Source organism: Alcaligenes sp. HNGD-HTN06 (assembly GCF_049932565.1).
In the GTDB taxonomy this organism is placed as follows: Bacteria; Pseudomonadota; Gammaproteobacteria; order Burkholderiales; family Burkholderiaceae_B; genus Alcaligenes; species Alcaligenes ammonioxydans.
On sequence record NZ_CP187782.1, the window covers coordinates 2,683,901 to 2,709,055 of the forward strand.

Consider the following 25,155-nt stretch of genomic DNA (forward strand, 5'->3'; position numbering starts at 1 on the left):
TTGCCAAGGATGACTGATACTAGTATTTATACCCGAGTTTCTATTCTTGACAGATCAACATTTTAAGTACAAGTTTGAGCCGCTTTATGACTACTACGACCCGTTTTGAAGGCACCGATCAATACGTTGCCACCGATGATCTGAAGCTGGCCGTCAACGCCGCGTTGACACTGCAGCGTCCGTTGTTGATCAAAGGTGAACCTGGCACCGGCAAGACGCTGCTGGCCCTGGAAGTGGCCCGCGCCTTGGGCCGCCCGCTACTGCAGTGGCACATCAAGTCCACCACCAAGGCACATCAAGGCCTGTATGAATACGATGCGGTCTCGCGTCTGCGCGATTCGCAACTGGGCGATGAAAAAGTCCGCGATATTGGCAACTACATTGTGCAGGGCACACTGTGGCAAGCCTTTGAGTCCGAAGAGCCGGCCGTCGTATTGATCGACGAGATCGACAAGGCCGACATCGAGTTCCCCAACGATTTGCTGCAGGAGCTGGATCGCATGGAGTTTCATGTTTACGAAACTCGCCAGACCGTCAAGGCACGCCATCGCCCTTTAATCATCATTACGTCCAATAACGAAAAAGATCTGCCCGACGCGTTCCTGCGCCGCTGTTTCTTTCACTACATCCGTTTCCCCGAGCGCGAGACCATGGAACAGATTGTGGCCGTGCATTACCCCAATCTGCGCAGCGACATCCTGGCTAGCGCCTTGGATACTTTTTTTGCCTTGCGCGAGGTACCGGGGCTGAAGAAAAAGCCCTCCACCTCGGAGTTTCTGGATTGGCTGCGTCTGCTGCTGGCCAACGACATTCCTGCCGAGGCCCTGCACGAACTGGACGAAGGTCTGCCCCCGATGGCCGGAGCCCTGTTGAAAAACGAACAGGATCTGTCCTTGATGCAACGCCTGGCCGCCATGAGCCAACGCAGCCAGCGCAGGAGCTGATATGCAAGCGAGCGCTTTCTCCCAGCCGCTTGCCCCCCTGACACTGGAAGGATGGGGAGTGCGACTTGAGCCTTTGCAGCTGGCGCATGCGGAACTGCTGGAAGCCGCCGCGGCCGACGGCGAGCTCTGGAATGTACGGGTAACCAGCGTGCCCGCCCCCGGCCAGGCCCAGGACTATGTCAAAAAGGCATTGGACGGTCTGGAGCAAGGCCATATGCTGCCCTTTCTGGTACGCGATCTGACGACGGCACGCGCCGTCGGCACCACTCGCTACCATGACATTGTCGCGCCAGTGGCCCGGCTGGAAATTGGCTACACCTGGTACGCACGCAGCGCGCAGCGCAGCCATGTCAATACAGCGGCCAAGCTACTCTTGCTGCAACACGCCTTCGAGACCTTAGGGGCTGGCGTCGTGGGCTGGCGTACCGATCATCTGAACCTCAAATCCCAACAAGCCATCACTCGCCTGGGAGCGCGTTTTGATGGGCGGGTTCGCCACCATGCCCTCCGCCGCGACGGTACCATCCGCGACACGATGTTCTACAGCCTGATGGCAGGCGAGTGGCCCGACACACGCGCCCACTTGCTCGACAAACTAAGGCAGCACAGCCATGTTGCTTGATTTTTTCTACCACCTGCGCGAGCGCGGACTACCGGTTTCGATCCAGGAGCACCTGACCCTGCTGGACGCCCTGTGCAAAGGCATCATGCCGCCCACCCTGGACGATTTCTATCATCTGTCCAGGTTGGTGCTGATTAAAGACGAAACGCTGTACGATCGCTTTGATCTGGCCTTTGGCGAGTTTTACCAGCCACAACTGGAAGCGCTGGCCAAAGACAAAACCTTGCCGGAAGATTGGCTGCGCAAAACACTGACGCGTCATCTCAGCCCCGAGCAAAAAGCCGCTCTGGAAAAGCATGGCCTGGACAAACTGCTGGAGATGTTCAAGGAACGTCTGAAAGAGCAGCAGGGACGTCACGCGGGGGGCAGCAAGTGGATTGGCACCGGCGGCTCCTCGCCCTTTGGCCACGGGGGCTACCATCCCGAAGGTATCCGTATCGGTGGCCCATCGGCCGGCAATCGCACCGCCATCAAGGTCTGGGAAAAACGCGAATTCGTGGATTACGATGACCAGCAGGAGCTGGGCACTCGCAACTTCAAGATGGCCTTGCGTCGACTGCGACGCTTCGCACGGCAAGGTGCCGCCACCGAACTGGATCTGGAGAGCACCATACGCGAGACCGCCCGTAATGCGGGCATGCTGGATCTACACATGCAGGCGGAGCGGCAAAACCGCGTCAATGTGCTGATGTTGCTGGATGTGGGCGGCAGCATGGATGACCACATCGCTCAGGTGGAATCTCTCTTCTCGGCGGCCCGCTCGGAGTTCAAGCACCTGGAAGCGTATTACTTCCATAACTGCGTGTATGAGTCGGTATGGCGACACAATTCACGACGGCAAAGTGAACGACTGGATACCTGGGATTTGCTGCGCAAGTACAACGAGGACTGGCGCATCATCATTGTGGGCGATGCCACCATGAGCCCCTATGAAATCATGGCGCCTGGCGGCTCGGTCGAGCACTACAACAAGGAGACCGGCGCGGCCTGGCTGCAAAGGCTCAACGACCACTGGCCCCGCATCGTCTGGCTCAACCCCGAGCCGAAGGCTTACTGGCCTTACCGCCAGTCCATCGCCATCATCCAGAACCTGATGTCCGATCACATGTACCCCGTTACCAGCGCAGGGCTGGAAGAGGCGATGCGGTACTTGTCACGCTAGCGTCAGCCTTCTATCAAGCAGGAAACAAAAAGACCCGGGTTTCGGGTCTTTTCAATCAGCTGTAAAAAACCCGCAGAGCCATGAAACCAAGCGGGTTTTTCTTCACATTTTTAAAATGGGGCGATCAGCGCCCTTTCTGCCGCTGCAACATCCCTGCCCGTTGCTGCTCCAGTTCCTTGATCTGCCGCTGCAATTCACGCAGCTGCTCACGCGCCTCCCGTTCCTGCTCGGCCAGGGCCTGTGCCTCACGGCGCGACTCCTCACGCTGGGCAATGGCCAAGGCTTCCTGCTGGCGCTGCAAAGCCAGATCGTTTTGCAAAACCGTCAATTGGTCTGCGCTTTCATTGAGTTTCTTTTCTGCATTGGCCACTTCTGCCTGCAGCTTGATGCGTTCCAGATCGGCGGCAGCAAAATCAACCGTATCCTGACGGTACTGGGTGTACATGCGTTCAGCCAGGGATTCGTCCGTGGTCTTGAAGACACGCCAGAACTCACGCTGCTGGAACAGAGCCACGTAGTAGGTCATGGTTTCGGCCGAGAACAAGAGACTGGCTCCAAAGCGACCGTTGTAGGCCGTGCGCAGCTCCTGTACCCCACGCGCCTGGATCAACTGCTGCAACTGGGCCACGGTGGTGTTCTGATAAGCTGGTGCTGCTGCTGGCGCAGAGGCAGGCTCGGCTGCCGCGACCGGGGCCACTTCCTGGACTTCCTGCTCTTGGGTTTGCGCCACCACGGGACGCTCCGGCTCCTGGACCAAAGACACCGAGCTGCACGCCGACAATAAAAGAAGTCCGCCCACGGACAGCAACATAGCCGTCTTCTGACTAAGGTTCACCATACCCATCCCTTGTTAATCAATTTTTTGTGTTTAGCTTGATACACAGAATCAGCCCCGTATTCTAAACGCGCGATGTCGCGTCTTGTGCCTTTATGTTGAATTTGCGCATCTTTTCCCACAACACTTTACGGGAAATGCCTAAAACAGCCGCCGTGTCCTGGCGCCGCCAGTTCTGCGTGTCCAGCACAGCGATAATGCGGGCGCGTTCTTCCTGCTCCTGAGCACTGAGGCTGATGGCCGGCTCGGGCCGTTCCAGAATGGTCGCGCCTTCGGGCAGGGCCGTCGCCGGGGTCCTGACCGGCGCATTAAAGCGTTCGAGCACCTGCCGCAACTGCACGGACTCCCAGGCTCCGAACTGCTTGCTCATGACCGCCACGCGCTCCACCAGATTGGCCAGCTCACGCACATTCCCGTTAAAGCGCATGCTGCCTACGGCATCCAGGACCCACTGGGGAATGTCCTCGACATCACACTCCAGAGCCTGCTCCAGCAGGGCACAGAAAATAGCAATTTTTTCTTGCGGGCCCCGCTGCTCCAGGTTCGGGACCAATAGTTCCACCACCGCCAGACGGTAATACAGGTCCGCACGGAACTGACCCTGCTGTACCAGTCCCAACAGGTTCTTGTTGGTGGCGGCCACCATCCGGAAATCCACCGGAATCACTTGCGTTGATCCGAGGCGCGTCACAGAACGCTGCTCCAGTACACGCAGCAGCTTGACCTGCTGATGCAAGGGCAAATCTCCGATCTCATCCAGAAACAAGGTTCCCTGGTCGGCTTGTTCAAAATAGCCCTTGTGAGCCCCGATTGCGCCGGTGAAAGCCCCTTTTGCGTGACCGAAGAAATGCGCTTCGAACAAGCCTTCTGGCACCGCTCCGCAGTTCACGGGAACAAAAGGGCCTTGGGCACGCGAGGAGCGCTCATGCAGCAATTGGGCAATGCGCTCCTTTCCCACCCCGGTTTCCCCATGGATCAGCACGCTGGCCCCGCTGTCAGCGTACATATCCGCCTCGGCAATCAGGGCCCGCATCACAGGCGAGACGGCCACCAAAGGCTGTGGCCCACCCCGCCCTTCCCGCTCGAGCTGTGCAGTCAGTCCGGCCAGTTTGGCCACTAGCGTACGCAACTCGGCTGGACTGAAGGACAAGGGTAATGTGTAGGAATACGCCGAGGGATAAAAGCGAGGGTCGTAGCCCCGCTCCTCCGACGCCACCCAGATAACCGGAATCGCATGCTCCACCAGCCACTGATGCTGCTCGAACCGGCCCTGCGCCATCACACTGACCGACACCAGCGCGACCGCATGGCGCGTGGGATGGCGCTCGGCGTCCAGTACCAGGGACGGCTCCACGCGCATGACCGCGACCGAGCTGGGCTCCATGGCGCGCTCAGCGCGGGTCACCAGGTCAGAACTCCCCTCCCAGACATACAAAACAGGCTCATTACCCATAAAGCTGACACTCATTGCCGTGCTCGCCTCCCGCCTTATTGCACCAGATAGGCAGTACCACACTGCACATCATGAAGTTTCACATCGGCCTCGACCAGACTGAGGCCCAGCAGTTTAAGCAACTCCTCCAGCAACAGGCTCAAGCCCTGCAAGACTGGGTCCAGCAAGGCAACGACCAGGCTCAATACCGCGCCGACCAAGTTGGAATCCTTGAAAACCAACAGTTCCACGGCGCCGGTACGGCACTCACGCATGGCTGTCTGGCCCCCGATTCCACCAATCACACAGGCCAGATCACTTAAGGGGGCCCCTAATAACGTGGTGAGCAAATTATCGACAAAACCCAGGGTCCCGCCCAGTACACCAATCAAGCCGTTCTGACTCATGGTCCGGGCCAGTTGGTCCATGCGTTCCTTGGACCAGTTCATCTCGTTGACGACCTCAGACACGGAGCGCCCCGCCCCATCCCCGACCAGACTCTCGGCCATCTGGCGCTTGCCAGAGGCGCCACTCCAGGGCGTGTTGAGCAAATCGCCCAAAATGCCCGACAAGACCGCGTCCGAGAGCAAACGCACGCTGCGGGACAGATCCAGTTGAGTGGCGTTCACGGTCTTTTCGGAGGGTTCGCCCGGCGGCGCGGTCAGTGTTACCTGAACGGGATTCTTGGTATCAATCAAGGGCAGGGTCACTTTGGCGGTCAAGGGCAAAATACCGAGCACATTAATGACGCGATGACGCTGAATCTGCCCGAAAGAGTCATCCTTGCAACTGTTGCTGGTAGAGAAAAAGTCCGAATGCGGGAACTTGCCCAGACACACGTTCACCAGCGAGGAACTGACCGCGATCGTGGCTTGATTTTCAGCAATCGGGGCGCGGCAGACATTCACCAGTTCCCCGGTTGCTTGGGACAGTTCGATAATAATAGGCAGACTCACTTCGGTGCCCAGCACTTTCAGGATCGGGCCCGCCAGTGGAATCTTGGAGCTGTCCAGATTCACATACACCCGCACTCCCGCCGAGTTTGCCTTGGTGCCTACGCCACCCATGGCAATGCTGGGCGGCTCCACCACCCGCACCCGCAAGTCCAGGGCGTTATTGAACATATTGGTCAGGCTCGAGGGCAAGGCCGTCAGATTCAAATCAATCAGATTCTGTCCATTGGCCACCACCAGCCCGGTATTGACCAGTTGCAGCACATCCAGATTCACATTCAACGCTGACAAGGGGTCCACCCCGTTGATCAGGGCCAAGATGCCGCCCTCGCCCAGCAATTTGACTGGCAAATCCAACGGCCCCACCCCAAGCAGCAGCCTGATGTAATCCTGCAAAGCGCCCACATCCAGGCCCAATGTCTTTTGCTGATCCAGCAAATCCAGACTGGCACTGAGCAAATCAGCCAGAGTCAGCCGCTCCAGGCGGGCCAGCTCCTCAGGCGTACCCACACCGGCAATCACCGTTGCCGGCAGGCCCAGTGCCTTCAACAGTCCCGACGGGGTGATCTTGGCATTGACCAGTCCGGCCGAATCCAGCACCGTCAACTGATCGGGACGCAGGCCCACGCCACGTAGCAGGTTATAGACCAAGCCGTTGCGTTTTAAGGACAACAGACGACTGCCCACCGAAAACGTGGCCACCGGCTCACTGTTCCTGGCCGTGGCCACAGCCTCAATCACCGGAGAAGTATAAAAAGGGAATAAGGAAGGCGGCTGATAGCTCAACTTCACTCGCACCGCGTCCGCCGGCAAGGTGGGAACAAAGCGTTGTGCCGGCTCGCTATGGCTGCTATTCCATTTCCCACACAGAACGATGACCCCGTCCCCTTTCAAGGCGGCAGCCGGTGAATCTGGCTGGCTACGCAGGCTGAATCGGGCCATGCCCTCACCCTGCTGGCAACCAGCCTGACCCCCGGAGCCCAGGGCCTGTGCTCCCGCGAGGGCTGCCAGATCCGCGGCATTTTGCAGACTGCGCTTCACGTAGAAACTGTGTCCCACATGGGCCGCCCCCAGCAGCACCACCCCGACCAGCAGTGCAGCGGCCGCGGGCACAATAATTGAGCCTTGCTGCTTGTGCGCCGGTTCACCCTGGGTTCGCGTTCTTCCCCATTTCATCTCGCTCTCCTGACCCGCCCTGGCCTCGCAGGCCTTAATCGCCACTGTTGGTTTTGATGCGCTCTGTCATGTACTCAGGGATGGGATGCTTAAAGCTGTTCAAATAGCGCTCCCAGGCCAGATTGGCGGCGGCTCCATGCACAGGCAGCACCTGACCTTCACGCTCAGGGTCCGCCTGCATACTGAGCAGGCTGCGAGTATCCGGCCCCACTTCCAGACGCGGTGGAATATGACGACGTTCGTTCTGTACATGCACGGGCAACCCTTCTACTTCTGGCCAAGGATGCACCTCCTTGTCAGTCAAACGGTACGTTTCGTAAGGCTGTCGTGGCGCTGACGTGGCCGCGGGCGGCTCATCGGCAGGCACTGCCGGCGTGTGAACGCCCTGATTGCCGGCGGCGACCGCAGGGGCATTGAGCGGATAAGTCCTTGTGCCAGAGCCCATGGTGCCGGTGAGCGGCGCTTGTGTCTGCGCCCACGCGCCCGTGGCCATCAACAAAGTGCAGCAGGCCAAAATTCGGGATCGATTCATTGCGATATCCTTGAAAAAACGGCAATCAATTCATTGAAGAAGGCACAGAGCCCAGGCTCTCGAGCAAGGGCCGGTTCAGGCCCGCTTGGGACGAAGAAACCACGGCCGGGACTACACGCGATGCCGCCTGCGGCGGTGACGGCACAGCGCGATTACCCCCCTGAACCGGCCTGATCGAGGCGGACGGACGCAATGCCACCGCCTGGACACGAGCCTGTTCATCCCGGGTCGCCTCGGCCAGATACTGCTCCTGCTGTTTTTGCTGCTGCTGACGCGCGTGCAGTTGTTCGAGCTCCTGCCCGATTTGCTCGGCCATTTGAACCACCGCCTGTTGGGTCGCGGCATCCATACCGGCTTGCTGCATAACAAAACCAGCGCGTTGCGTCTCCTGACTGACCAGTAGATACAAAGCCATATTGCTCAGAATCTTCGGGTTCTCCGGAGCCAGCTCGGCCGCCTTGCCCAAGGCCAGGCGCGCTTCCTGAGGTCGGCCGGAACGCAGATAGGCGTAAGCCAGGTCACTTTGCAAAATCGCATTGGTCGGATCTCGCCCGGCAGCCTGTTTGAGAAAATGGGCGGCCTGTTCAAAGTGCTGTTGTGAGCCGGCAATCAGCCCCAAACCTTGATATGCCCTGGCGGCAACCGGTGTGTTGAGCAGCGCGTTAAAGGTGTGCGCGGCTTGCTCAAGCTGGCCGGTTTGACGCTGGGCCTCCGCTCGCAACACCATGATCTCAGGGTCGGCCCCATACTCTTTTTCCATGGCCTCGGCATAAGCCAACGAGGCAAAATACCGCCCTTGCGTCTGCGTCTCTTGCAGCATGCGCACGGCCATCTGTCTGTCGGTAGGCTTGCGCTTTTCCCAGTGCTCAATTTCCTTGCTCTGCAAAAAGGCCTCCTGTTCCTGTTGCTGACGCACCAGTTCGTAGGCAGAGTCCGTGGTAGAGCACGCCACCAGCCAGGTGCTGCTCAAGCCCAGTGCAGCCCAGCGCAGCACGGGACGAATCCAAGTCGATATCTTCATCACAATCATCCTCCGGCCACTTGGCTCAAGCCACGGAACAAAGCCAGAAAGCCTGACCCTGCCGTAATAATCAATAAAGCAGGCAGCAAGGTCAGGACCATGACACCTGTCATCTTCACGGTTAATTTGCCTACCTTGGCTTTCAGCTCCAGACGTCGTTGCTCGCGCAAACGCACACCAAAACGGTGCAAAGGTTCCTGCATGGCGCCACCATGCTGATCCACCTGCACAATCAAGCGGCAGATCACGGCCAGATCCTCGTTGGTAAAGCCGTTGGCAATCCGCTCCAATGACTGCTCGCGGGTACGGCCGCGGGCATATTGTTCGACAGCGATGGTCAGCTCTGAACCCATAACCGGGATCACATCGTGAAATTCGCGCTCAATGGTATGCAAGGTCTGGTCCATCGACAGGCCCACTCCCTGCAGCAAACGCAGCAGGTCTACAAACAAGGGCAGCTCGGTCGCGATACGCTGGCGGCGTTGTGACACACGGCGCAACAACCACCATTTGGGCAGCATCCAACCCAGTGCAAAACCGATGAACACCGACACAAAGGGCACGAAGTCATTGAGTTGGCGGGTCATCGGCAGCAAGCTGAATACAAGGATCAACACGACGCTCAAGCCCACTCGACTCAAGACAAAATATTGACGCGCCACATCCAGCTGCCTGAAACCCGCATTGGCGATCAACAAGCGGTCTTCCTCGCTCAGCAAACTGGAGCCGAAGCGGCCTTTGAGCCAGCGCTCCCCCAGACTGCCCGCCTGCATCTTGATTTGTTCCACCGTCTGGCGAGACTGACTGGGCGTATGCCCCCCCTGTGGTGCCCCTTTCAGTCGCTCATCGACCACCTGGCTCAAGCGCAGAGCCTGCTGGCGCTGCTGCCAATAGTGATGCAACCACAAAGCCAACAGGATCAGGCCGGCCAACGCACACGCCACCGCGGCCCAGACCAAAACAGTTTGTGCTTCCAAGGCCATCATGTCTTGCTCCTAGACATTACGCGCCATCCAATACAGCCAATAACAGCCCACACACTGCAGGACCGCTGCAAACAACAACATGCGAAACCCCACCGGGTCATTCCACATGGTCAGAAAAAGCTCGTTATTGAACATCAGGATGTAGACGCCGATCAGGATCGGCAATAAAGCCAGTATCCAGGCCGACAACCGCACTTCCGCCGACAGGGCCACCAGTTCGCTGCGGGCGTTTTCCCGGTCACGCATGAAGCCGGCCATCCGTTCCATGGTCTGATCACTGCGCCCCCCAAAACGCATCGCCACACTAATGACTGCAGCCACCAGAAAAAGCTCATGCAAGCCGTGCTGACGCGAGACCGTACGCAAGGCCACATCCAGATCCTGCCCGGAGCGATGTAAGGAGTTGGCATCTTGCAGCACCTGACCCAAAGGCTGTGGCGTGTTGTCGGCTGCATTCAGAAATGCCGCTCCCATGCTGTTACCGATGGTGATCAGGCGCACCATCAAGTCCAGAAAATCCGGGATCTGGGAGACGATCTTGCGGTGACGCTTGTCACTTCGAAACCAGAGGTAGGTGTAGGCGCCCAAAACGGTCGCAATCAGCATGGCCAGGCCAGCCACCGGGCCGACCAGAGCCAAAAGAAGCGCGGGCGGGACCAGTGTCCCGAGCAGAAGGATCAGATAGAAACGACGCGAGGGCTGAATCCCTGTGCGCAACATGAACTCGCGCCAGCCTTTGGGCGCAGCCAGCCAGGCATCCTGAGCGGCAGGCTGGGCCCGTACGCTGCTTTGAACGGCAGGACGCAATGCCAACTGCTGTTCCAGCACTTGCGCCGAGCGCCGGGCCTGCTGGCGCTGAGCGCCTTTGGCCCAGAGCAACAAAGCGACCAGCATCAAGATGACCGCCGCCAAGGCGCTATACAAAGCCATCATTTAGCGTCTCCAATCCCAGAATCCGCCACCCTCCTTGGGCGCATTTTCCTGAGCCTGAACCTGCTCATTGGCCAGTTGATCGCGATACTGCATCAGCTTGCGCGTATGTGGGTGAATGCCCAGGCTGACCCAGCGATCCTGTTCGGTGCCGTCATCGAGCACATAGGACTCGTGGCGATACAGCTCTTGCATGGCGATGACACCATCGCCCATGCCGGTGATTTCCGTGATGGACAAGACCCGGCGTTTACCGTTGGGCAAACGACCGATTTGAATGATGAAGTCCAGCGCACTGGCAATCTGCCGACGCAAACTGTCCTCACTGCCCTGAAAGCCGGCAAAACCGGCCAGCATTTCGACTCGGTAGACACATTCGCGCGGCGAGTTGGCATGGATTGTTGCCATGGAGCCTTCGTGGCCGGTGTTCATAGCCTGCAACATATCGATTACCTCGGCCCCTCGCACCTCGCCCACGACGACCCGATCCGGGCGCATACGCAAGCTGTTGCGCAACAGTTCACGAATCGAGATTTCACCACTGCCGTCATACCCGGCCTGACGCGCCTCCAGCCGCACCACATGGGGATGGTTCAAGGCCAGCTCGGCGGTATCTTCCACCGTCACCACCCGTTCTGTTTTGGGGATGTAAAACGCCAGTGCATTTAACAAGGAGGTTTTGCCCGAGCTGGTGCCACCCGAAATCAGGATGTTGCAGCGCGAGGCTACGGCGGCCTGCAACAGACGGTCCACCGGCTCATCAAACGCCCCCAGTCGCAGCAAGTCTTCTGGTTTGAGCGGGTCCTTGCGAAACTTGCGGATAGACACCATGGGGCCATCGACCGCCAAAGGATGAATCACCACATTAAGGCGACCACCATCGGGCAAACGGGCATCGACCATGGGCACGGATTCATCCAGCCTGCGCCCCAAAGGGGCCAGAATACGGCGCACAATGCGCAGCACATGCTGATCATCGGTAAAGCCACTGGGTTCACGCTGCAGAACGCCACCGCGCGAGACGAACAACTTGTCATGACCGTTGATCAGAATGTCTTCAACGCTAGGATCTTCCAGCAAGTCCTCCAGCGGCCCCAGCCCTGCCAGTTCGCGGGTCAAGGCCTGGACGATCTCCCGAACCTCCTGTTCGTTGACCGGCACCCGTTTCAAACGAACAAAGCTGGCCAGTTCAATGCCAACAAAATCCTGAATGGCCTGCCGTGTCCAGCGACCAAACTCGGCTCCCAACTCCTCGATACGAGCCAGCAAATGTTCATGGGCCTGTTCCCGGACCTGAATCAGGTCGGGACGCCCACCGAGCAATGAAGTATTGTTCATGCCTTACTTTTCCATGCTTGGGCCTGTTCAGCCCCCGAACCTGAATTTCAACCGTCCCAAAACCGTACTGACCTTGTTTTGCGACAGCCCCTGCCTGCGTCCCGTCAACCCCGATGCCAGATTCTGCAACGCGCGGGTATACGGGTCCCTCTCATCGACCTGCACTAAAATCTTGCCCAGGCCCGCGCTGCGCATATGCCCCAGACGCCGGTCCGGCAGCACGGCAGCCAGCTCCAGATCAAAACGCTCGGCAATCGCCTGACCGGAAAAGCCATAGGCGGGATCGAACTGATTGACCACCAGGCGCACATTGGCCAGCGCATCAAACTGGGTCCTTAGCGCCAGGAACTCGGCCAGCGAGACCAGCGCACCCATGCTCTGATCCGTGACAATCAACACCTCATCGACCAATGACTCCAGCTCCACCAGAAAACGCGGGTTGGGAAAGCCACCGGCATCAATGACCAGACATCCCATGCGTTCGCGCAGGTAACTGCACAGACTCAGGGAGTCCTCCAGGCTGATCTGATTGAGCGTATTGACATCAGCCGGCAAGGACAGCAGGTTCAATCCGCTGCTGTGCTGGGCCAGCGCCGAGTGCAGCATGGTGTCGTCCATGCGATGACGCTGCGCGGCAGCCTGAATAAAGTCAAAATCCGACCGCAAGCCCATGTAGAGCGCACAGTCTCCCGTCGGAGCCCCCAGATCCAGCAGACCCACACGTTCACTCAAGGGCACCAGCTCGACAGGCAAGGGCTTGGCCGATGACACTCCCCGCATCTCTTTGCCCAAACGGTTCATTTCCTGCTGCAACAACCAGGCCAGACTGCTGGCTGCCGTACTGCAGCCAACGCCGATACGGGCACTCATCAGCAAAATGCTGCGAAAAGGTTTGTCCAACAAAGGGCTGTGCTGGGTCTGGCCCAGCTTTTCTATCAACACCTGCAATTGATGATGCAGGTCCTCCCTGGCATCCAGATCCAGAAATTCATTCGCTCCGGCTCGCAGGGCATTGACCGGACCTTGCGGAACCGACGCCCGGCCCACTGCCACACGCTGCACGCTGGCATCGAGTCGGGCCAGGCTGCGCACCAGCGCCACCACCTGCCCGTTCTCGTCCCCATGCTGCCCATGAACGAAATCAAAAAACACCAAAGGCTCTGCCTGCTGGGCCAGCTCCCGGCGCAAACTCTCGGTCGTGGGTTCAATGGCCCGCACCGTCAGCAGCCCCGCGGCGGCCGCGTTAATCATCACGGCCAGCTCGGGGTGCTCTGTACACAAGAGATATTCCCGGTATCGTTGCACGTCACCACTCCACGCGCTTAGCGCGAAAACCCTGGCATCTGCTCATAGCCGTGTCGGCCCAGCAAGAAATAGCCCCAGGCATTCGGCGCGTCATCCAGCTTTTCCTGACGCCCTCCCGGCAGGGCTATCGTTGCCCCCTTCTGGATCGGTTTAATCAGACGAGGGGTGACGACAATGACCAGCTCCAGCTCGCTCTGGCTGTACTGCACATTGCGGAAAAAACTGCCCAGAATCGGCAAGTCACCCAAGAAAGGAATCTTTTTGACCGCTGCGGCAGTCTGACGGGACACCAGGCCACTGATGATGTAGCTCTGGCCATCACCCAGCTCGATCGTGGTGTCGGCTCGTCGGGTACGCAAAGACGGCATCACGCCCCCGCCCGGCATTTCCACAACGCGCGAGTAATCCAGCTCGCTGGCTTCTGGCGCGACTTTCAAGGCAATACGTTCGGCTGAGAGCACCGTCGGCGTGACCGTCAACCCAATACCAAAAGGTTTGTACTCCACCGTGGTGGTTCCCAGGCCCCCTGAGCTGGGGATGGGAATCTCACCACCGGACAGGAAGCTGGCGCTATGACCGGACATGGCGACCAAGGTTGGCTCGGCCAGAATCCGGGCCAGTCCGTTTTGCTCAAGCAGATTCAACGCCGCACTGAAGTTGCGGGAGTTATACGCCAGACTCAATCCGCCCGAAATCGCCTGGGGCAGCAAGTTCACCCCGCCTGTCCAGGGCTTGCCACCGATGGCATTGGCACTGAGGCCAATGTCTTTCATGACTTCGCGGGAAACTTCCACCACTTTGACTTCCACCTGGACCATGCCGCTGGTACTGACCTCGGACAGGTCCAGCACGGGCGCATCCGGGCTTGCGCCGGAACGCGCGGCCGCCATGGCATCCTGATGGTCCAGCAAAGACGGGCTGCTGCCGGTAATCAAAGCCTGTTGTCCGGCGCTGGAGACTTGCGCCGACATGGGACGACCGGCCTGCGCCAGTTGCTGTTGCACCTGACTGCTCACTTCAATCGTCCACCGATCCGGATTCGTGCGGCCCGGCATCCAGACACGCAGATCCGCCGTGCCCGCGCGTTTACCAATCAGCAGCACCTCGCCGCGTTGCCCGGCCGATGCGGACAGAATTTGCACATCCGCCACGCTTTCATCGCTAATCGCCACACGCAGCGGGACTTGCGACAAACGTAAAATATCCTGATCGTTGGCCACCAGGCGTATCACCTTCTGGCTGGCGCTGGTTTGAGCCGTTTGCGCCATGACAGGCACCGGTGCCAAAACCGACAAGCAGAGCGCATACCAGCACCCCAAACCCAGACCTGCTTTTCTGATTTTCTGTCTCATGTGTTTAATCCATGCTGCCTTGCGTCGCTTCTCGTCAACCGCCTCTGGCAGGCTGACCCGTCCCCACAACAAGCTCCTTGCTGCTTAATGCTGAATAAGCTCTAAACGCCCACCGCGAATCACCTCTGTGCGCCGTGGCGGCGCGGCATTCGGCTGCCCGCTGGCCTGAGCTCGCGCCTGAACCTGCTCTTTCTCGCTCTGGCTGATCGTGAACTCCCGTAAGCCCAGACCTGCCATGGCACGGTTATCGGGTAGCTTCAAGGCCTCCCGCTGCTCCGCATCCAGCCCGGTGCGCGCTGGGATCAGCCCCGCAAACTCGGGAAACAAGGAGGGATCAGGCAGGCTCTCGTCCTTGGGTGCACGCAAGACAACTTGCAAACTGCCACTGCGACTGGCCAGCAAAAGCTCGTTTACCGACTCCAGAGGGACTGCCAGCATGGCATGGCGAACCTGCGTGTCAGCACGATTGCCCGAGGTGTTTTCGGCGGGGTCCGGCCCGGACAGGGAGGCACTGCCATAGGCCAGCACCCGTACCCGTGGCATCAGCAAGCGAGCCTGGGTGTCCTTGACCTCGTTGCCATTGTTGAAGGTCATGAAGATATCGACCAGGTCGCCGGGTTCGACCCGGTTGCTGGCGCCCGAGATCACATCAACCGGAATCGTGACCGCGCGCTCGCCTGCGTCCAGATAGCTGGCCAGACTTTTGGCGATGAAGCTGCTCAATACCGGCTGCCCCTGCCCCAGATCAAAACGTAGCGTCTTGCCCGTCAAGGATTCCAGCGTATCGAAAGACTGTGCCGGCGCGGCAGGCCACTGGGCCAGCTCCAGGGCGTCGGCCTGCAAGGCCTCTCCCGCTTTAACATCCCGTTTAGCGACTACGACCGGGTAAAGCGTCGCCGCTGGCTCGGCGCTGTGCGTGCCCACTACAGGCTGGACCACTTCAGGGTTGGGCTGCATGCCCAGGTACAAAGCAACTGCAACCAATACGGCTGCGACCAGCAATAAAAGGACTGCTGCCCCCTTCATCATGCCGCTCATGAATGTGGTCTCCTGAGTACAAGTAATGTCTTGGCGCTTAAGCTGCGCAATGGATCCGCCCCCTCCTTTTCAGGGGTGAGCAGGTCCAGGGTTTGAGAAAGAATGCCGGGCTCGAGATCCAGCTTCAACGAAAGTTGCGCGCAGTCGTACAGGGGCTCGGACGTGCAGGCCTGGGACTGGACCTCGGCGCTGAGATCACCGAACCAGTTCAAAAATGCGTCGCTCTTTGCTTGGCCCTTGCCATAGTTCTCGACCAACTGCTCATTGACAAAGGACTCTATCCCGTCAGCCGCCTTGACCTGCATGCTTACTTGGCGCGAAAGGTCGCCCAGCAAATGGTTCATCTTTTGCTGGGCCAGAAAGAATGAGCTGAAAGTAAGGATGCCGCTGAAAATCACCAGCAACAGCCCCACCATCAATGCAAACTCGATGGCGGCCACGCCATGCTGACGCTGGGCAACGGCAATGGACGCGCGGGCATGAGTCATGGCGTGCCCCCCTCTGAGCCCACCTCACCCGCAACCAGCAGATTGATGCGGGCATGCCCTTTTAGCTGTTCGGGCACGACCAGTGAAAACAGGGTATCGGGTGCAAAACGCGGAATCAGCGGTGCCTGCACGTAGTCGTAAACAATCCCGACGCTGATTTCCTCGCGTGACAAATCGGCGCTGACGCGCACATGCTCACTTCCCACCCAATGGCTTAACCATTGAACGTGATCGGCAGCTACTTGCCGGGCCCGGTCCGCCCGTGCCTGCAAGCGAGCCGGGCTGCTCATCGGATCGCTGTTTCCTGCCGCTGGCTCAATCAACGCCGCCCGCGCACCGGATTCGGCGGCAAAATTCAGAGACTGCTGCGCGGTCATAATCAAACCGAAAGTCAGCAAGCCGTACATAAAAAGAAACAACAATGGAAAAACCAATGCAAATTCCAGCGCGTAGGCTCCGTATTGATAGTTTTTATCGACGCCACGCCGCTTTGGTAATTGACCCTGTCGTGGGAGCATTATTGATTTTGCATCCATACCCACCCCATTGTTGCAAGGGATAACCAGGCCCCCAAGGGGACACTGCGCGCCTTGACCCGGGTACCCGGCAAGGCGAATCCGTACTTGCGCTCCAATGATGGAATCAGCACCAACGCCAAGGCATGCAAACCCGCCAGCACTGTGCCGAACAACACCACCATGCCTGCCTCTTTCCACCCCAGCGCCAACCCCAACACGGCCATCAGTTTCACATCGGCCGCGCCCATCAGGCGTGCGAGCCAAATGGGATAAAACACGAGCAAGGCAGCGGCAAAACCGATCAGCGAATCTCCCCACCCCACCACCGATCCCCAGGGAAGGCCATAGAACACACTGACCAGGATCTTGTGCAGCAGAAGCGCCAAACCATAGAAAACTAGTAAGGTATTAGGGATTTTCCGGAATTTCAGATCGCAATAAATAATCTGAATGGAAAAGAAAAGCAGAAAAAAAACAAAAGAAATTTTTATTAAAACAAACATAAGCATCAGCCATCAAAACTTAAAGGCTCAGCCATTGTTTAATTGGCTGATGCTCAAACAAAACTATTTCTATGAATTAATTACCGCCGCCAGCTCCACCGCCAGCACTACTAGAACCACTCGTACCGGCTTTAACTGATGTAGATACCTTCTCGAACATCGCACGCAAGTCACCACCCAGCGCGGTCAAGGCGGCGATAATCGCCACAGCGATCAGGCCAGCGATCAAGCCATACTCGATAGCGGTCGCACCGTCTTCATCTTTCCAGAATTGCTGAAGTTGAGTCTTCATGACTGTCCCCATGTAAAAAGAAAAAAGCACCCTCAAGCGCGAGGGTCAGATACCCCTGAAGGCACAAAACGTTGCCAAATCCGGCAACAACCACTGCGAACTGTTATCAATTTTTGTATTTTTCCGTTGAAATCATCTTAAACCTTCGTATGTCTATGTTTTTACTAGGGTTTACGTGTAACAGCCGTCAAATACACAAACGAATTCTAGCCTAAAGATACGAAAAACGCATGATTGTGTATTTACAACAGCCAAAATCCCATGAAAAAAGGCTAAAAAACCGCTAATTTGAAACCTTTTCTTACCTGAAATGTGTCTAAATTTGATAATGTTACCGTTTTTATCATTTCAAAATGCAACAGAAAATGCTGCCCCTGTTCCCTGACAGGAAACGCTGATGACACTTTAATTACTTGAAAGAAAGTAACTTTTTCTTTTGGGCTTGCGGCGGAAGTGAGCCATTTTGCAGCGCCGCAAGTAGACGTGAATACAGCCATAAAGGACTGTTTGCCAACACCCTAAATCAGGCCTATTTTTTTTACGTTTCAAAATGTAATATTTGCGGTCTTTTAAATCACTATATGGAAATAGATTGTTTTCAAACAGCAAAAAGTGACAGCGAAGTTAAACTACGGCACAGTAGAAAAAAGCGCCCGATTTTCAGCGAATAATGATTAATGCAAATGAATGACAAGCACCCCGTATCACTGGCCTTCCTTAGAAAAAAAAATCCCAGCCTGATTGCGAGCGTGGGATGCATGATGGGCCTGGCAGCGACAAGTCCGGCTAGCTGGGCAGACGCGCCCCTGCGGGGTAACCCCGTCGACGCGTTGCCGCCCATCAGCGCACCAGCCCCCAGGACGACTACGCCGTCTTTAAGCATCCCCCCCGCCGCGGCACAAAACCAACTTCAACAACAACTCCAGCAGCAAGTGCTCGTTCGCAGCTTTGACGTCAGTGGCAGTCGCAGCATCCCCTTTGAACAGATCACGGCCATTCTGGAGCCGCTGGCGGGCAAAACACTGACCATTGCCCAGTTGATCAACGAAGTGAACAAGATCACTGCGCTTTATCAACAAAAAGGCTACCCGCTGTCCTTTGCTGTCTTGCAGCAACAAGACTTCGCGCAAGGTCACATCAAGGTTACGGTCGTGGAAGGCCATGTTGGCAGTGTCCGCATTGAAGGCGATCCGGGCCGCAGCCGGGCGCGGATCGAACGCATTGCCCAGGCGATGGTGGACGAAAAGCCGCTGACCCAACGCACGCTGGAGCGCACCATGAACTTGCTGCGCACCGTGCCTGGCCTGAAGATCGACCCCAAGCTGGACATGCCTGTGCGCACGGATGGCGCCTCCGAGCTGCTGATAGAGGCTCAACACAAATCATTTAGCGCAAATGCCAGTATCGCGGAGATGGGGTCCAGCAAACAGGCGCTGGTGCAACTGAGCGCCAACAGCCTGACCCCCTTGGGAGAAGAGCTCAAGCTGACCGCCGCCATTCCCACCGGCCCCGAAGACGTCAAATACGTCAGCGGCAATCTGACCATCCCTCTTAACGGCAACGGTCTGAACCTGGAAATAGACGGCTACCACTATCGCTCCGAGCCACGCGACGAAGTCCTGGAAAGACAGGGCTGGAATCGCAAGGTTATCAACGAGCGCATCGGCGCAGCCATCAGCTACCCCTTCATTCTGAACAATCAGCGCAGCCTCAAAGGTACGGCCGGCTTTTATGCCAGCCGGTCTCTGGACGATTACACCCACAAAACGCTGGACAATGTCTGGATCGAAAACACCACCGATGTACGCGCATTGAAGGCCGAGCTGCGCTATACCGATGCCTCGGCCCGACAGTCGCGGGAACTGAACCTGGGGGTATACAAGGGCTTGGACGCCATGGGCGCTCGTAAATCCTTGAACACGTACTTGCAGCGTGACGCCGAATCCGATCTGGACCTGGATTTCACCCGCTGGACCGCTTCCTTCAGACAGAATCTGGCCTTGCCGGGACAATTTGGCATGAGCTTTTCTGCCAGTGGCCAATACAGCTCCAATGTCCTGCCCAATTCCGAACAGATCTCGTTTGGCGCATGGCGACACGGCTACGGGTATCCCCAAGGTGAACTGGCCGGTGACAAAGGCCTGGGCGCGACCTTGGAAATCAATCGTCGTTTTACCAACTCCTCGCGCTGGCTCAATAGCATCCAACCCTATATCGCTTATGACTGGGCACGCGCCTGGTATAACCTGGATCGCCTGAACAGCTACAACAACCGTGAATTGCGATCGGCAGCCATTGGGGTACGGCTGTCCAATAACAAGCATTACTTGTTTGATATCAACGTGGCAAAACCGCTGGGAGATTTGCCGGTCAATTCCGACCAACGAAAACTACGGTTGAACACGAATTTCCTGTTCTTCTACGACGGCTTTTAAAGTCGAGCCGTTGGCCGGACACATGTTTTTTCTCAGGCCATCGCAAGATGGCCTTTTTTTGTATTCCATCGAGCCATTTTTTAGGCTCAGGTGTTACGAAAAACGTTACGTAACAGGAACAGAACAAAGCGTTAAAACCGGGCTACCCCCCTCTTATCCAGGCTTAAAAACCACACACCAGCGTGCCTGAAAACACAAAAACCAAGCACAAGCCAATGATTTAAAACCAAAAAACAAAAAACAAAACCATACACAATAAATTGGCACTATTTTTGCTTAAAGACTGACAACAGCCCTTGAAGGGCGTGCTTACACTTCAAACCGGAGTCAGTCATGAAAGCAAGGAATTCAGCAAGAAACGCCTCAAGCCAACGCAACTTGCAACGTGCGCTTGTCGCGACATTGATCATCAGCGCTACCGTTCTGGCCGGATGCTCCTCACGCGGCGGCGTGCGTGATGGTCTGGACCTGTCGGCTCGCCCGCCGGCTATCGATCCCAACCTGCCCACACCCGGCGACGGGGGCACAGGAGGCGGCGGCGATGGTGGTGGTGGCAACAACGGCGGAGGGGACAACGGCGGTGGTGACAACGGCGGCGGCAAAGACAACAGCCTGACCCAAAATGCGTTGGGTAATCTGGGCCAGGCAGTCGACAACGTGGTTCCCCTGAATCTGAGCAAGACTGGCAATCAACTGGGCGAAACACTCGATGGCGCATTGAAACCGGTTACGGATATCGTGACCGACACAAGCCGTACTGTCGGTAGTGTGACCGGACTGGGTCAGCCTGTTAATGGACTGACTCAACAAGTCGGCGGAGTAGTGACCAATCTGGGCGACCAATTGGGCAAGACCGGCCTGCCGCTGAATCTGGGTGAAGGTGCAGGCGGCCTGCTCTCTCATCTGGGTCAAGCCGTCGGATCGGTTGGCGGGTTGCTGGTAAATGACCCGCAAAATCTCAACCCGCTGGGCAACACACTGCACCACGCCACCAAGGGCGTAGAAGTCCTGACCGGTTCTTTGCTGGGTGAGGGCAGTCTCCTGCATCCCCTGACCGCTCAACTGGGACTGGGTGGTCTCTTGCTGGCAGAAGAAGGGGAACCGGTGCTCAAACCGGCCTTGGGCAATGTCGGACAAACCGTAGATAACATTTTGCCTCTGGGCCTGAACCCCATTTTAGGTGACGTGGGCGGCGCTCTGGACAATACCGTTGCACCGGTGGTCGCTACCGTCACCAATGTGACTCAGCAAGTCGGCGACGGTCTGGGCGTCGGGCAGCCTATCAATGCCCTGCTTGGCGGCGTGGGTAGTGCTTTGGGGAATGTAGGCAGCCAATTGGACCATGCTGCGCCGTTGGGGCTGGGTGGTGTGGTAGGTCATCTGGGCCAGGCCGTGGCTTCAGCAGGTGGTTTGCTACACCACACAGACAGCAACACCAATCCCTTGGGTGACACCCTGAATCACGCTACCCAGGCGGTTGCCTCCCTGACAGGCGGGCTGGGCGGACTTACGGGTGGAGACGGAGGTGGCCTACTAGCTCCTGTAACTGGCCTGCTGGGCGGGCTGGGTGGCGGCGAAGCTGCTAATGGCGGTTTGCTCGCTCCTGTGACCGATCTGGTCGGCGGGCTGACAGGCGGACTGGCCGGCGGTGACGCAGCCAACGGCGGTTTGCTCGCACCCGTGACAAACCTGGTCGGCGGACTGACGGGCGGACTGGCCGGCGGTGACGCAGCCAACGGCGGGCTGCTCGCACCCGTGACCAACCTGGTCGGCGGACTGACGGGCGGACTGGCCGGCGGTGACGCAGCCAACGGCGGGCTGCTCGCACCCGTGACCAACCTGGTCGGCGGGCTGACGGGCGGACTGGCCGGCGGTGACGCAGCCAACGGCGGTTTGCTCGCACCCGTGACCAACCTGGTCGGCGGGCTGGTTGGTGGCCTGACAGGCTCGGTCAGTGCCCCGGCCAATACTGGCGAGAGCGGCGCTCAAGCCAATGGAGGATTGCTCTCACCCGTCACCGGCCTGGTCGGTGGCTTGCTCGGAGGTGGCCGCAAATGATGAATAAAGTCATGAATCCGGTAAGTTTGCCGGTCAACTTTCACCCAGGTACATCAGGCGCAGGCAGCCGTTCCAACTGGTCCTCCCACGATGAACAGCAACACATGCTGTCAGAAAAGATGTTGATGGATCTGGGCAAAATGCTGGGCCGTCAGTTCACCATTTATGCAGAGGCCCTGAAAGCCAGTCTGGCCGAACAGGCCAATATGCCCCTGAATGATTTCAAGGCCTTGGAATACATCATGGAGTTCGATGCCCTGCCAACAGGACAACTGGCACACCTGATGGACTTAAGCGCCAGTGGCGTCAGCGCCCTGATTAATCGCCTGGAGCACAAAGGATACATCACCCGCGGTCGCCACCCCTTGGACAAGCGGGTCATTGCCCTGCACCCGGTCATGGACAAATGTCGCGAAGTCCTTGCCGTGAAAGAGCGTGCCATCAATCAAGCGATCAACACGGCGGCCAGCCAGAATCCCGCCCAACTGATCGCCATGTATGACTTTTTGGTCGACAGCATGAGCACCTTCCGACAAAACACCAAAGCATGGCTGGATGCGAAGGCACTGGTACCGCGGTCCTCCTGAACCTGTTGCCACGCCTTTAAGAACCGCTGCTTGTCAGCGGTTCTTTTTTTGTTACGTAACACGTTCCTCCCAAGCGCCGAAACCCGTAACAAATAGCCCTCTTTTTTTCTCGTACTTTGCACCAAACCGAGCATCGATGCGGGTTTCATAAAACCAAGAAAATTGGCATGCGAATTGCTTGAACCTCAACCAAGAAGCAAGCAGGTACCCCGATCATTTATTGGAGCAAGCAATGCATAACAATACAGACAGCAAGAAACCAGGCCTTCGCCTGACCATCCTAGCCACCTTGATGGCCAGTACTCTGGCTTTAACCGCCTGCGGCAGCCTAAGCGGCGGCGGTTCTTCGGGAGGCTCTGACAATTCCATCCCAACCAATCCAGACACAGGCAACGGAGGTGGTACAGGCGGCGGTGGCGACAACGGCGGTGGTGATAACGGCGGTGGTGACAACGGCGGCGGTGACAACGGCGGTGGCGACAACGGCGGTGGTGATAACGGCGGTGGTGATAACGGCGGCGGTGACAACGGCGGTGGCGACAACGGCGGTGGTGATAACGGCGGCGGTGACAACGGCGGTGGCGACAACGGCGGTGGTGACAACGGCGGCGGTGACAACGGCGGTGCTAATCCTCGCACTCCCGGACCACTGGAAACCACGCTCAACAATGTCGGTGAAGCAGTCGATAACGTGCTGCCGGTAGGCTTGCAAGATACAGGAGCAGGCTTGGGCCAAGCACTGGATACCGTCGTCGCCCCGGTTGTGGATACTGCCACAGGCCTGACCCAACAAGTTGGAGGTGCCACAGGTTTGGGCGAGCCCGTCAATAATCTGCTGGGGCAGACGGGCGGCGTGGTCGTCAATCTAGGCGAGCAACTGGGTAATACCGGCCTGCCACTAAACCTGGGTCAAGGTGTGGGCGGTCTGTTGACCGGGCTGGGCAATGCGGTGGGCAGCGCGGGTGGTTTGCTGCATGCAGACGCCAGCAACCCGAAACCATTGACCGCCGTGCTAGGTCATGCGACAGGAGGGGTTGCCGCTTTGACCGACTCCTTGTTGGGTGAAGGCAGCCTGCTCTATCCATTGACGGGTCAGTTGGGTTTGGGTGGCCTGCTGGACGGCACAGACGCCGCTCCCATTCTTGAGCCATCACTGGCGAATGTAGGCCAGACGGTAGACAACATCCTGCCCCTTGGACTGAACCCCATTCTGGGCAATGTCGGCCAGACTCTGGATACCGTCGTTGCTCCAGTCGGCGCAACGGTCACTCATGTGACGCAACAAGTCGGTGACGGCCTGGGCGTGGGCCAACCCATCAACGCCCTGCTAGGCGGCGTGGGCAGCGCCCTGGCTAATGTGGGCACGCAGCTAGATGGCGCTGCCCCTGTGGGGCTGGGCGGTGTTGTGGGTCATCTGGGCCAGGCAGTCGCCTCGGTGGGCGGACTGGTTCACCAAACCGATAGCAACACGAACCCCCTGGGTAATACCCTCAACCACGCGACACAAGCCGTTGCCTCTTTAACCGGTGGTCTGACTGGCAATGGTGACGGCGGCTTGCTTTCGCCTGTAACCGGCTTGCTGGGCGGGCTGACGGGCGGTTTGGGTGGCGGTGATGCCGCCAATGGTGGCTTGCTCGCCCCTGTCACCAATCTGGTCGGTGGCCTGACGGGCGGTTTGGCCGGTGGTGATGCCGCCAATGGTGGCTTGCTCGCCCCTGTCACCAATCTGGTCGGCGGGCTGACCGGCGGTTTGGCCGGTGGTGATGCCGCCAATGGTGGCTTGCTCGCCCCTGTCACCAATCTGGTCGGCGGGCTGACCGGCGGTTTGGCCGGTGGCGATGCTGCCAATGGTGGCTTGCTCGCCCCTGTCACCAATCTGGTCGGCGGGCTGACCGGCGGTTTGGCCGGTGGCGATGCTGCCAATGGTGGCTTGCTCGCCCCTGTCACCAATCTGGTCGGCGGGCTGACCGGCGGTTTGGCCGGTGGCGATGCTGCCAATGGTGGCTTGCTCGCTCCTGTGACAGGCTTGGTCGGTGGCTTGACGGGAGGACTGCTGGGTGGGACAAGCGTCTCGGTTGACGTGGGAGCTTCGGGCAGCGTGGACGCGGGCGGTCCCGCTACTGCAGGCAACAACAATGGCGGCCTGCTGGCACCGGTAACCGGTTTGCTGGGCGGCTTGCTCGGTAGCGGGCCTCGCTAAACCAGAGGAAGGGGCGCATCCCGCCCCTTCCTTCAAAAGCTCATCCATTTCTCATGGAGTAAGTCATGACTCGCAGAAGACACAGGCATTATGAATCTGGCAGACTTGGCTTACTCAGCCCAAGGATTACCTTCTTGACAGCATTTGCCAGCTTGGCAAGACAGGCTGCCAAGTCATCACTCACACCCGGCACGGTGAGCATGACAACGGCTGTCACAACGCTCCGTACAGGGGCCGCTTCCCCCTCTTTCGCACACACTAAACAAACCTGGTCCATCAGGGGCCAGCTCATGGTCGCCCCAGCATCCAGTCCCCAGCAGTCCGCTGCTCTTGCCCACTCTGTCCGCTGCGTATCGGGCGCTCCTGACGGCGACCCTGCTCTTTACCACAAGCGTCTGACACCCTTTACCGGTTTGCTGGGTGCTCCCCCACGCTAGGGATATATGCG

22 protein-coding genes are annotated in these 25,155 nt (G+C 58.2%); 7 read left to right on the forward strand and 15 right to left on the reverse strand.

Annotated features, from left to right (window positions below):
• The first annotated feature begins 86 nt into the window (after positions 1-86).
• The 3 genes from ACOZ42_RS12340 to ACOZ42_RS12350 are packed head-to-tail and all read left to right on the forward strand — an operon-like array spanning position 87 to position 2,728.
• Positions 87-944 carry an AAA family ATPase gene (locus ACOZ42_RS12340; protein ID WP_003801120.1) on the forward strand — a complete coding sequence of 286 codons (858 nt, stop codon included), beginning with the start codon at positions 87-89 and terminating at the stop codon, positions 942-944.
• A gap of 1 nt (position 945) precedes the next feature.
• Positions 946-1,566: a GNAT family N-acetyltransferase gene (locus tag ACOZ42_RS12345; RefSeq protein ID WP_131070798.1), complete on the forward strand. Its 621-nt coding sequence runs from the start codon at positions 946-948 to the stop codon at positions 1,564-1,566.
• The gene (locus tag ACOZ42_RS12350) at positions 1,556-2,728 is read left to right on the forward strand and encodes a vWA domain-containing protein (RefSeq protein WP_059318026.1); all 1,173 of its coding nucleotides are present in this window, start codon (positions 1,556-1,558) and stop codon (positions 2,726-2,728) included. The genes ACOZ42_RS12345 and ACOZ42_RS12350 overlap by 11 nt, the downstream gene beginning before the upstream one ends.
• A gap of 124 nt (positions 2,729-2,852) precedes the next feature.
• Here the strand turns inward: ACOZ42_RS12350 and ACOZ42_RS12355 are convergent, their stop codons facing one another.
• The 15 genes from ACOZ42_RS12355 to ACOZ42_RS12425 all read right to left on the reverse strand — a co-directional run bounded on the left by ACOZ42_RS12355 (position 2,853) and on the right by ACOZ42_RS12425 (position 17,427).
• Positions 2,853-3,539 (reverse strand): DUF2968 domain-containing protein, encoded by a 687-nt coding sequence (locus tag ACOZ42_RS12355; RefSeq protein WP_003801125.1) that lies wholly within the window; start codon positions 3,537-3,539, stop codon positions 2,853-2,855.
• An 88-nt stretch (positions 3,540-3,627) separates the two neighbouring features.
• The gene (locus ACOZ42_RS12360; protein WP_003801127.1) at positions 3,628-5,031 is read right to left on the reverse strand and encodes a sigma 54-interacting transcriptional regulator; all 1,404 of its coding nucleotides are present in this window, start codon (positions 5,029-5,031) and stop codon (positions 3,628-3,630) included.
• A 20-nt stretch (positions 5,032-5,051) separates the two neighbouring features.
• Entirely contained in the window at positions 5,052-7,124 is a 2,073-nt protein-coding gene (locus ACOZ42_RS12365; protein ID WP_426345214.1) for a pilus assembly protein TadG-related protein, read from the reverse strand.
• A gap of 34 nt (positions 7,125-7,158) precedes the next feature.
• A complete protein-coding gene (locus ACOZ42_RS12370; protein ID WP_219234988.1) occupies positions 7,159-7,656 on the reverse strand; it encodes a DUF3613 domain-containing protein in 498 nt (165 codons plus the stop codon).
• A 25-nt stretch (positions 7,657-7,681) separates the two neighbouring features.
• Positions 7,682-8,677, reverse strand: coding sequence for a tetratricopeptide repeat protein (locus ACOZ42_RS12375; RefSeq protein ID WP_059318062.1), 996 nt, complete (start codon positions 8,675-8,677; stop codon positions 7,682-7,684).
• A 5-nt stretch (positions 8,678-8,682) separates the two neighbouring features.
• A complete protein-coding gene (locus ACOZ42_RS12380; protein ID WP_003801131.1) occupies positions 8,683-9,663 on the reverse strand; it encodes a type II secretion system F family protein in 981 nt (326 codons plus the stop codon).
• Between the two features lie 9 nt (positions 9,664-9,672).
• Entirely contained in the window at positions 9,673-10,596 is a 924-nt protein-coding gene (locus ACOZ42_RS12385; protein ID WP_003801132.1) for a type II secretion system F family protein, read from the reverse strand.
• On the reverse strand, positions 10,597-11,931 hold the full coding sequence (locus tag ACOZ42_RS12390) for a CpaF family protein (RefSeq protein ID WP_059318031.1): 1,335 nt from the start codon (positions 11,929-11,931) through the stop codon (positions 10,597-10,599). It lies immediately after the preceding gene.
• A gap of 27 nt (positions 11,932-11,958) precedes the next feature.
• Entirely contained in the window at positions 11,959-13,212 is a 1,254-nt protein-coding gene (locus ACOZ42_RS12395; RefSeq protein ID WP_235587657.1) for an AAA family ATPase, read from the reverse strand.
• Between the two features lie 41 nt (positions 13,213-13,253).
• Positions 13,254-14,588: a type II and III secretion system protein family protein gene (locus ACOZ42_RS12400; RefSeq protein WP_059318032.1), complete on the reverse strand. Its 1,335-nt coding sequence runs from the start codon at positions 14,586-14,588 to the stop codon at positions 13,254-13,256.
• 84 nt (positions 14,589-14,672) lie between these two features.
• Entirely contained in the window at positions 14,673-15,626 is a 954-nt protein-coding gene (cpaB, locus tag ACOZ42_RS12405) for a Flp pilus assembly protein CpaB (protein WP_301605913.1), read from the reverse strand.
• Entirely contained in the window at positions 15,623-16,114 is a 492-nt protein-coding gene (locus ACOZ42_RS12410) for a TadE/TadG family type IV pilus assembly protein (RefSeq protein WP_301605914.1), read from the reverse strand. The genes cpaB and ACOZ42_RS12410 overlap by 4 nt, the downstream gene beginning before the upstream one ends.
• Entirely contained in the window at positions 16,111-16,632 is a 522-nt protein-coding gene (locus ACOZ42_RS12415) for a TadE family protein (RefSeq protein WP_003801142.1), read from the reverse strand. The genes ACOZ42_RS12410 and ACOZ42_RS12415 overlap by 4 nt, the downstream gene beginning before the upstream one ends.
• Entirely contained in the window at positions 16,632-17,141 is a 510-nt protein-coding gene (locus ACOZ42_RS12420; RefSeq protein WP_415301853.1) for an A24 family peptidase, read from the reverse strand. Before ACOZ42_RS12420 ends, ACOZ42_RS12415 begins: the two co-directional genes overlap by 1 nt.
• Positions 17,142-17,211: 70 nt before the next feature.
• Positions 17,212-17,427: a Flp family type IVb pilin gene (locus ACOZ42_RS12425; RefSeq protein ID WP_301605916.1), complete on the reverse strand. Its 216-nt coding sequence runs from the start codon at positions 17,425-17,427 to the stop codon at positions 17,212-17,214.
• A 683-nt stretch (positions 17,428-18,110) separates the two neighbouring features.
• On the opposite strand from ACOZ42_RS12425, the gene ACOZ42_RS12430 reads away from it, so the two are divergent.
• The 4 genes from ACOZ42_RS12430 to ACOZ42_RS12445 all read left to right on the forward strand — a co-directional run bounded on the left by ACOZ42_RS12430 (position 18,111) and on the right by ACOZ42_RS12445 (position 24,707).
• On the forward strand, positions 18,111-19,862 hold the full coding sequence (locus tag ACOZ42_RS12430) for a ShlB/FhaC/HecB family hemolysin secretion/activation protein (RefSeq protein WP_230406185.1): 1,752 nt from the start codon (positions 18,111-18,113) through the stop codon (positions 19,860-19,862).
• A 333-nt stretch (positions 19,863-20,195) separates the two neighbouring features.
• The gene (locus ACOZ42_RS12435) at positions 20,196-21,920 is read left to right on the forward strand and encodes a collagen-like triple helix repeat-containing protein (RefSeq protein ID WP_426345215.1); all 1,725 of its coding nucleotides are present in this window, start codon (positions 20,196-20,198) and stop codon (positions 21,918-21,920) included.
• Entirely contained in the window at positions 21,917-22,507 is a 591-nt protein-coding gene (locus ACOZ42_RS12440; protein ID WP_003801147.1) for a MarR family winged helix-turn-helix transcriptional regulator, read from the forward strand. Before ACOZ42_RS12435 ends, ACOZ42_RS12440 begins: the two co-directional genes overlap by 4 nt.
• Positions 22,508-22,739: 232 nt before the next feature.
• On the forward strand, positions 22,740-24,707 hold the full coding sequence (locus ACOZ42_RS12445) for a collagen-like triple helix repeat-containing protein (protein ID WP_426345216.1): 1,968 nt from the start codon (positions 22,740-22,742) through the stop codon (positions 24,705-24,707).
• The last annotated feature ends 448 nt before the right edge of the window (positions 24,708-25,155 follow it).